This window comes from Nitrosomonas sp. (assembly GCF_040256045.1).
Classification (GTDB): Bacteria; Pseudomonadota; Gammaproteobacteria; order Burkholderiales; family Nitrosomonadaceae; genus Nitrosomonas.
The window spans coordinates 24,112-30,154 of sequence record NZ_JBDZWD010000026.1 but is presented as its reverse complement, the minus strand read 5'-3'; the positions used below and the strand labels follow the sequence as shown (position 1 = coordinate 30,154).

7 protein-coding genes are annotated in these 6,043 nt (G+C 48.9%); 1 reads left to right on the top strand and 6 read right to left on the bottom strand.

The features are described from left to right. Positions 1 to 141 precede the first annotated feature (141 nt). The 6 genes from ABUL11_RS06675 to ABUL11_RS06650 form a co-directional block, all read right to left on the bottom strand. Positions 142 to 597 (bottom strand): CYTH domain-containing protein, encoded by a 456-nt coding sequence (locus tag ABUL11_RS06675; RefSeq protein ID WP_350283086.1) that lies wholly within the window; start codon positions 595 to 597, stop codon positions 142 to 144. After that, the gene (locus ABUL11_RS06670) at positions 594 to 1,343 is read right to left on the bottom strand and encodes a ParA family protein (protein WP_350283085.1); all 750 of its coding nucleotides are present in this window, start codon (positions 1,341 to 1,343) and stop codon (positions 594 to 596) included. The genes ABUL11_RS06675 and ABUL11_RS06670 overlap by 4 nt, the downstream gene beginning before the upstream one ends. Beyond that, complete coding sequence (locus ABUL11_RS06665; RefSeq protein ID WP_350283084.1) at positions 1,344 to 2,861, bottom strand: CHAD domain-containing protein; 1,518 nt, start codon at positions 2,859 to 2,861, stop codon at positions 1,344 to 1,346. A gap of 610 nt (positions 2,862 to 3,471) precedes the next feature. Then, positions 3,472 to 3,960: a c-type cytochrome gene (locus ABUL11_RS06660; RefSeq protein ID WP_350283083.1), complete on the bottom strand. Its 489-nt coding sequence runs from the start codon at positions 3,958 to 3,960 to the stop codon at positions 3,472 to 3,474. 4 nt (positions 3,961 to 3,964) lie between these two features. Continuing rightward, positions 3,965 to 4,492, bottom strand: coding sequence for a DUF411 domain-containing protein (locus ABUL11_RS06655; protein WP_350283082.1), 528 nt, complete (start codon positions 4,490 to 4,492; stop codon positions 3,965 to 3,967). Next, positions 4,489 to 4,941, bottom strand: a complete 453-nt coding sequence (locus ABUL11_RS06650) for a cupredoxin domain-containing protein (RefSeq protein WP_350283081.1) — start codon at positions 4,939 to 4,941, stop codon at positions 4,489 to 4,491. Before ABUL11_RS06650 ends, ABUL11_RS06655 begins: the two co-directional genes overlap by 4 nt. Before the next feature lie 139 nt (positions 4,942 to 5,080). On the opposite strand from ABUL11_RS06650, the gene ttcA reads away from it, so the two are divergent. Then, positions 5,081 to 6,025: a tRNA 2-thiocytidine(32) synthetase TtcA gene (ttcA, locus tag ABUL11_RS06645; protein ID WP_350283080.1), complete on the top strand. Its 945-nt coding sequence runs from the start codon at positions 5,081 to 5,083 to the stop codon at positions 6,023 to 6,025. Positions 6,026 to 6,043: the final 18 nt, after the last annotated feature.

Genomic DNA, 6,043 nt, shown 5'->3' with positions numbered 1-6,043 from the left:
TGCCTGTAGTATCTCGTCCTGGAGGTTCGCGGTTGAACTTTCTGAATGTTCGAAATAATATCCGCGGGGTGCGCCACTTGAATTGTTTGAGGGTATTTATTTGAGGTAGTGGGTGTGCTCTGCGGTGGCAGCCCCGTCCCTTCAAGGAATGGAAGAAGCAAGCGCCTTATTCTTGTAACGTTTGTCTTCGGTTACTTCTTTCCCAAACCACGGCGGTGGTATGAACGCTCTCGCGGCATTCTCTGAAAGGAATTCCACCTCAACCAGCATCAGGGGCGACAGGTGTCCGGCAAAGACGTCTAGTTCGAAGAATTCCCCCCCGGGTAATGTTCCACTGTATCGGGTCTTCTCTACGCGTCGGCCTTCTGTAGCTGGCCACAATGCCTCGAACTGAGCCACGTCGACCGGGATTTCATACTCCTGCCGCGATAATCCGCCCTCGGATTTCAGCGTCATGAAATACTCTGTGTCTCGTTGACGCAGGCGCAGCTCGACCGAATCTGTAGGGGTGGTCAGATAGCCCTGGCGGAGCGGAACAGCGTGCAATTCGCCATCAGGGAAAGTTGCCACAAGAAACTTGCGTTCGATCTCGGTCACGGCGCTATCCGCTCAAGAAGTTCATCGAACAGTGCCTGATATGCCTTACCTGCCGGACTGTTTGGTGCAGTCGCGAGAACAGGTGCACGTAACATTCCCATCCGCTCGATTTCGGAAGCGAAGGGAATTTTTGCGGCCATGATTCGTTTGGGATAGTTGTGTGTCAGTTCAACGATCATCTCTCCATGCAAGCTTTTAGTTCCCTGGACCATCGAGAAGAAGGCATGAATCTTTTCCATCAGCAGATCGTGTTCGCGGAAGAACTCCAGCAACTGTTCGAAAGTGCGTTGCGAAAGTGTCGTGGGAATCACGGGTGTCACGACCGCATCTGCCGCGCGGAAGACATTTTCCGACAGAATAGAGATGTTAGGAGGACAGTCGAGCAGCACGATATCGTAGTCACTTTTTACTGCTTTCAGAGCTTTTTTCAGACGTGAACGTGCATCTTTCATCTTCGACAGAAAGACATCGAAATCGCGAAAGCTCATGTTCGCGGGCAGAATATCGAGATTGTCGTAATCGCTGCCGCGTATCGACTTGGTAAAATGTTCGACATCCTCGAAAAAGCGCGCTTCTGTCAGTTTTTTCGATGGTTTCACGCGAAAGTAAAATCCTGATGCACCTTGTGGATCAAGATCGCATAGCAGCGTCCTCCGGCCAGATGTTGCGAAGGCATAGGCAAGATTGACAGCGGTAGCAGTCTTCCCGACTCCACCTTTGTTGGAATAACAGGCAATGATCTGCATCTAGAACTCCTCTCTACTTCGGAACAATGTGCGGAAAGACCGCTGCATGCGGCTACTGCTGAAACGCCCAAAGGCATCCGTGATTTTTTCACGCTCGGCGGATTGATGTTGGTACAGAATAGTAATCAGCGAACCAATGCTCTGCGTGATTTCGAGCTTGTGCTGTTCGTCACTGAGGTCATCGACAAATGCCTGAAGGTTGATCTGTTGAACCACGCAGTCGTTGAACAGACCCAGTGAGTCCTGAAGTCGTTTCAATGATTTCAGCAAGCTGTCAAATGGTTCTTGTGGGAAAACAGGACTGAAGAATTCCATCAGATAGCGTAGTTTCTTGCATTCGATGCGCAACTGATGGATTTCCTGGTCTGGAGTAGCAACATTTATAGTTGCGGCGAGGCGGCAGATCTTGCGATAGCGTTTCCAAATCAGTTCACAGGCGAAATCGTAGGAGGTGCGACTGGAATTGGGCCCCGGTTTCAGTTTACGCTTCTTCGAGAACAGTTTCGTGAGTGCTTTTATCTCTTTTTTGTAGCGACTAGTCTTGAGGTAAGTCGCTAGGCGCGCCTGTTCGTCCGTGCGTCTGCTGCGCATTAGCGAAAACATTGCATCCAGCCCGCTATGCATCGTGTAGGGCACGAGCGAGTAGAAAGATTCCTGCTCCAGCAGATAGACATCAAGATCACGAAGCGGCCCCGTGGGAGTCATCAGCGCGGAAAAGCGCATTTTGAGTTGGTGAGTCTGGTCAATGTCATAAACACCCTTGAAGAGGCTCAGTACTGAGCGGATCTTGCGCAGGGCAATACGGTAGTCATGTAGGAATTCAGTATCGAGATCATGGATGATGCCGTATTCATTCACCCGGACGATAGGGAGATAGCTGTCGATTAGGTTGGTTGCCGTATCGAAGGCAGTTTCCTCCTGACGGATATCGACTGTTGGCTTGGCAACGTAGTTGACACAAGCGTGATCAATCATCCGATAAAGGTTGCCTGCGGTCAATGATGTCCCGCCACTGGTGCGTATGTGCGCTGTTAGATCGTCCAGCGCTTGATCGTAGCCGCGCAGCCCCTGTGGTGCGATCAGTACGACTGCTTTGCCGCTGATTGGCATGAGCTCCCGCAGCCCGGCTCGTGCGTGAGTTTTGCCCTCATTGTCGATCAGCGTGAGTTTTCCGTTTCTCATTGTGCCCGACGCTACGGTGATAAGCGCCCGGAGCGGTGACAGGTCCGTTAGCGCTTCCTTTACCGGCCCTTCTTGAAATTCCGTGACAAATCGAGTATCCGGTCTGGCGTGCTGGCTCAGAATCGCCCCTTCCGTTGTCAACAACTCCATTTGCTCATCAATTACGAATAACAGCCTTTGCGATTTTCGCAGGTTTTGCTCAAAGTAATCAAGGATCGCGAAACTGTATTCGTCTTTGTCCCAATCCAGTATCGGCACCAACCCCTGAATGTTGCTATCTGTCAGATTATTCAATTGCTCGACCGACATATAGTAATTCGCGGACTTTGAACTCATTTCTTTGGTTTATTTGAACGATCCAACTCGTGTTCGACGAGTATTTCAATGATTTTCTGCATGCATGCTTGTTTCTTCCATGATCATGATCAGCTTGATCTCTAGCCATGGCTGGGACTCAATCATCCGATCCTGTGACGCGCCATGACGTCACATTATGATATGTGTGTGACAAATATATGACGAGTGGACGATATAAGAATAGCTAGTCCATATTCTGATGCTGCTAATCGAAATTACTGCACCTGTTCTTCGGTATCAGAGTCAACTATTGTTGACGTGATATCCCAGTGTTATTTCGGTAGAATCGGCTTGGATAGGTGGCGGATAGTGGAGACTACGTCGTTGTAGTACTCCGATGGTGCATTGGCCCATAGTAATCCTTACTCCGAAATAGCAAAAATTCTGGAGAAAAACACGTGAGAGAAATATTTGATCTGTGTGGCGATCTGAATTATTTGCAGCAGCAAAAAAGAAGTACCGGAAAGTCATCTGGCAGATGACTTTCTGTGAAGAATGTTGATTTTAAACGGAATGAATGCGCCAGAGTAGTAGCGTTACACGATCTGCAAAGCTGGCTGCAGAACTCTAGGAAAGTGGTTCTGGCACATTACTTCGGCCTGTTCTCGATTCTGGTATACCAACCCTGATAGATTTCATCCGGCCACAGGGATTTAATCCAGACCAGAATGTCATCGATTTCCTGATCTTTGAGGATACCTGCCCAGCCGGGCATGCGACCTTCGCCGGGGGGGCCGCCGTTCAGTATGAAGCGTTTCAGTTCTTCGGTGGAATGATGCCAGGCATGGGCAGTTCCATCCAGTGGTGGTGGTGGATATCTGCCATTTTCCAGCGGTTTGCGCCAGTCCGGAGTACCTTCCGCATTTTGTCCATGGCATCTTGCGCAATTTTTCCGGAAGATGGTCTGTCCACGCGCAATCTGTTCGGGATCAAAATTACGTGCGATTTGTTCCGGGGACGAGTCTCTGCCCAGAATTTGATCCAGTGTCAGTGTGTTGCCTGCCTGACTGGTATCGGGCTGCTCTGAGCAGGCGGCCATGAGGAGCAGGGGTACAAGCAGTAGAATTCTTGCAGGCATTACGTTATTTGAGCCTTAACACTGACTCGGTTGTGCTGTCTTCAGATATTTTCTCCGCGGCTCCAGATTTTCCCGGGCCGTATCGGTTGTAAATCTCGGTTGCACTGCGCTTATCTCCAGGCTTCCTGATCAGCAATACATTATAGGAATCGACACGTCCGGTTTCCATACCGGGAGAACCATGTGGCATGCCGGGCGCCGATAGTCCGACTGCACGGGGACGTTCTTTCAGAAGTTGCTTGATGTCATCCGCAGGGACATGTCCTTCTATGGCGTAGCCATTGACCAGAGCGGTGTGGCATGACCCGAGCTCGGGGAGGATGCCGGCTTCTGCTCTGGCTTCATCGTTACCAATGTCGTGGATGTTGACGGTAAATCCGTTGTCACGCATGTGATCGACCCATTTGGCGCAACAGCCGCAAGTCGGGCTTTTGTATACTTCCATAGTCGCTGCGGTTGCCATGCTGGCGATTCCTGTCAATGCAGCGGTCAGTAAGGAACGGGTAAGGAATCTGTTAAATTGTACTTTCATTTGCTCTCCACAATAATTTTGCCTTGCATTCCTTTTAAATGGCCGGGGACCGGACAAGCGAAGTCGATAGTTCCTGCTTGAGTGAAACGCCATATCAACTCTTTTTCTTCACCGGGTTCGAGTATTATCTGATTAGGTTCAGTATGTGCGCCATGGTCGTGCTCGCGCATCATTTTTTCATGCTCTCTAAGATGCTGGATGGTATCTATCATCATTTCATGTTTCTTTTTTCCCGTATTTTTGACAATGAATCGGACGGTTTCACCTTGTTTGATATTGATTTCAGAGGGTGAGAAGCGGTATTCGTATACTTCAAGTCTGATAGTGCGTGTGACGTTTTCCTGAACACCTGGTTCACCGATTGCTGCATGGCTGTGGTTTGCTGTAGCATAAGCGCCAACAGATCCCAGCCAAAAAAGTATGAAGGATACGATCAAAGTTTTTTTCATATGTTCCCCATTGTGGACAGAAGACCGGAATTGCTAGTTATTGTTTTGCCTGAATATTAATATTACACGAACATTTCCCTGCATTCTGATTCCATTTATTTTTCGTTTGTATTCTCTGTTACATATACCCGGAACCCATATGGTTGCAGAAGCACTTTCCAGAAAAGCTGATTATAACGCCAACAAATTACGCAAGAGGTTGCGGCGCCTTGTTGGAACTGCTATTGCCGATTTCAACATGATCGAGCAAGGTGACCGGATTATGGTGTGTCTGTCCGGTGGTAAGGATAGCTACACACTGCTGGATATCTTGCGCAATCTACAGGCGCATGCGCCATTGGATTTTGAGCTAATTGCTGTCAATCTGGATCAGAAGCAACCGGGTTTTCCTGAATATGTATTGCCGAGCTATCTGTCAGAAATAAATATGCCCTTTCGTATCGTGGAACAGGATACTTACAGTGTTGTAAAGCGGGTGATCGCAGAAGGAAAAACAACCTGCAGCCTGTGTTCTCGTTTACGCAGAGGCGTGCTTTACCGGGTGGCGACCGAGCTGGGCGCTACCAAGATTGCGTTGGGGCATCATCGGGATGATATTCTGGAGACCTTTTTTCTGAACATGTTTTACGGAGGTAAGCTGAAAGCGATGCCTCCCAAACTGGTGAGCGATGATGGATGTCATGTGGTGATCCGGCCGCTGGCGTATTGCAAGGAAAAGGATCTGGCGGCTTACGCCTGGCATGCACAGTTTCCTATCATTCCGTGTAATTTGTGTGGTTCCCAGCCGAACCTGCAGCGGCAAGTGATCAAAGAAATGATGCAGCAATGGGATAAAAAATATCCTGGCAGGCTTGAAACGATGTTCACTGCTTTACAGAATATTCAGCTTTCACATTTGGCGGATACCAACCGATATGATTTTGTCGGACTCAAACCTCATGGTATTGCGATTGAAGAAGGTGACAAAGCATTTGATGAAGAGCCTTTCTCCGATCCCTTAGTCAGTATGGACCATGATGATAATTCTGCATTCGAATCGGAGAATGAATATAATCCCGGGGCTATCCAAGGTGGTGTGATATAAGAAGAGGTAGATCGTCCC

What these genes read in the sequence shown, in the direction of transcription:
- ABUL11_RS06650 (WP_350283081.1), bottom strand. Translation starts at nt 4,941, where the DNA reads ATGAAAAAAACTTTGATCGTATCCTTCATACTTTTTTGGCTGGGATCT.
- ttcA (WP_350283080.1), top strand. Translation starts at nt 5,081, where the DNA reads ATGGTTGCAGAAGCACTTTCCAGAAAAGCTGATTATAACGCCAACAAA.
- ABUL11_RS06660 (WP_350283083.1), bottom strand. Translation starts at nt 3,960, where the DNA reads ATGCCTGCAAGAATTCTACTGCTTGTACCCCTGCTCCTCATGGCCGCC.
- ABUL11_RS06670 (WP_350283085.1), bottom strand. Translation starts at nt 1,343, where the DNA reads ATGCAGATCATTGCCTGTTATTCCAACAAAGGTGGAGTCGGGAAGACT.
- ABUL11_RS06665 (WP_350283084.1), bottom strand. Translation starts at nt 2,861, where the DNA reads ATGAGTTCAAAGTCCGCGAATTACTATATGTCGGTCGAGCAATTGAAT.
- ABUL11_RS06655 (WP_350283082.1), bottom strand. Translation starts at nt 4,492, where the DNA reads ATGAAAGTACAATTTAACAGATTCCTTACCCGTTCCTTACTGACCGCT.